General features: G+C 72.7%; 2 protein-coding genes and 1 pseudogene. All 3 read left to right on the forward strand.

What is annotated here, in order from left to right; translation table 11 throughout:
* On the forward strand, positions 1–499 hold a 499-nt coding region (locus R6V09_RS51035), incomplete at its 5' end, for a LacI family DNA-binding transcriptional regulator (RefSeq protein ID WP_317888234.1).
* A 25-nt stretch (positions 500–524) separates the two neighbouring features.
* On the forward strand, positions 525–1511 hold the full coding sequence (locus R6V09_RS51040) for a dipeptidase (protein ID WP_317888235.1): 987 nt from the start codon (positions 525–527) through the stop codon (positions 1509–1511).
* Between the two features lie 83 nt (positions 1512–1594).
* Positions 1595–2379: pseudogene (locus tag R6V09_RS51045) on the forward strand (polysaccharide biosynthesis C-terminal domain-containing protein); the annotation flags it as partial.

A 2379-nucleotide genomic window follows, 5' to 3' on the forward strand; every position in this document is an offset into this window, starting at 1 on the left:
CACCGAGCACCTCGTCGACCTCGGCCACCGCCGCATCGCCCACATCGCCGGACAGGGCGTCGTCGGCGAACTGCGCCGCACCGCCTTCGAGACGGTGGTGCGCGAGCACGGCCTGGCCGACCTGGCAGCGGTGGAACAGGGCGACCTGACCGAGGAGGGCGGCTACCGCGCCATGGTCCGCCTGCTCAACGCCCCCGAGCCGCCGACCGCGGTCTTCGCCTTCAACGACATCGCCTGCGTCGGCGCCCTGTCGGCCGCCGAGGAGTCGGGTCTGCGGGTACCGCGCGACCTCTCCCTCGTCGGCTACGACAACACCTACCTGGCGCGGCTGCGGCACCTGTGGCTCACCACCGTCGACAACGCCAGCCATGACATCGGCCGTCGCGCCGCGCAGCACCTCATGGACCGGATGGCGAACCCGGCCCGCCCGGCCGAGACCGTCCTCTCCCCGCCGACACTCCAGGTGCGCGGCTCGACAGGGCCGCCCTCGACGCCGTAGCCCCGGCGCGGGCATGATCGGTACGGTGCCGAACGAGACCTCACCGCCCGACAGTCCGCCCCTGCTCTGGGAGCAGCACTGCGCTCTGCCGCTGGAGCCCCATGCCGACGTCGGCGAACTGGCCCGCTACCGCAGAGCGGGCGGCAGCTTCGTCTCGGTGAACGTCGGCTACGCGCCGCACGGCGCCGCCGACGTCACCGGCCTGGTGGCGAGCTGGCGGGAGCGGATCGCGGCGGACGGCCGGCTGCGGTCGGTCGCGACCGTCGACGACATCGACGAAGCCGTGCGCGCGGGGGAGGTGGCGGTCGCCTTCGACCTGGAGGACTCCGGGCCGCTGGAAGGGGACCTGGACCGGGTACGGCACTTCTACGACCTCGGTGTGCGCACCATGCTGCCGAGCTACAACACCCGCAACGCGGCCGGCGGCGGCTGCCTCGACGCCGTCGACGACGGACTCACGGCCTACGGCCGGGCGCTGGTACGGGAGTTGAACGCCGTCGGGATGGTGGCGGACGGCTCGCACTGCGGTGCCCGTACCGGACTCGACCTGTGCGAGGCGTCCCAACTCCCCGTCGTCTACAGCCACTCCAGCATGCGCGCGGTGTGGGACCACCCCCGCAACATCACCGACGAGCAGGCCAGGGAGTGCGCCGCCACGGGTGGGGTCGTCGGCATCACCGGCGTCGGCATCTTCCTCGGCCCCAACGACGCCTCCGTGGACGCCCTCGTACGGCACATCGACCACGCCGTCGACCTCGTCGGGCCGGAACACGTCGGGGTGTCCACCGACTACCCGTTCGACGAAGGGGACTTCAACGCGATGCTCGCACAGAGCCCCGAGCTGTACCCCGAGTGCTACACCCTTTGGGGACCGATCGACTTCATGCCGCCGGAGGGTCTGTTGACCGTCGAGGGCGCGCTGCGTGCCCGGGGATATCCCGAGGACGCCGTCGCCGCGATCCTGGGCGGCAACTTCCGGCGGGTGGCGGAGCGGGTGTGGCGGCAGCCGTAACCGGTATGCGGTGCACGGTAGTTGGACGGCAGGCCAGTCGGCCGTGAGCGAGCGCAGCGCATTCATGACCGTTGCGCGGGGTGATGCCGTTCGTCGCACCGCACCGGGACGACCCGGAGGGACTGCTGCCGCTGGTGCGCGCCGGGATGTGGCCGGCGTTCGCCGTGGGCGGGGTCTGCGCGGCGGCCGTCGCGGCGGTGCCCCTGCTCGGCGGGGCGTTCGGCGTTTCGGACGGCATCCTCTACCAACTGGGCCTCTTTCCCTGGATGTTGGCGGGCAGCGTGCTGCTGATCGCCGTCAACTCCTCGGCCTCGTCCGTCCTCGTCGCGCTCGGGCGGTCGGCGCAGGTGATGCGGTCCGGGCTCGTGGGCACCGCCGTGTCCGTGACGCTGTCGGTGCTGCTGGTCGGGGGACCGGGGCCGCTGCCCGGCTTCGGACTGACGGGCGCCGGTCTTGCCATGCTCGCCTCCGGCCTGGTCACGGCCGGCCTCAACCAGTACTCGCTGCGCCGCCGTACCGAGCTGGCCGGCCGGCCGATCAGACCCGGACGGCCCGATCCGCGCCAGGTGGTGCGGCTGGCCCGGGTCGGTCTTCCGCTCGGCGCCACCGTGCTGGTGAAGTTCTCGGTGCTGGGCGTGCTGACCTTCGCCGCCGCCCGCATCGGCACCGACAGCGCCGCCGTGCACAGCGTCTCCGTGTCCCTGGTGAACGTCGTCCTCACCGCCGCGGTGGCGGTCGGCCAGGCCACGGCGGTGCTGATCGCCGGCTACGCCGAGGAGCGCGACCTCGCCCGGATCCGGCGCAGCGTGGACGCCGGGTTCGCGGTCGCCCTGAGCGCCTTCGACGGTAAGATCGAGCACTCCCTCGA

This window comes from Streptomyces sp. W16, from assembly GCF_033194735.1.
Taxonomy (GTDB): Bacteria; Actinomycetota; Actinomycetes; order Streptomycetales; family Streptomycetaceae; genus Streptomyces.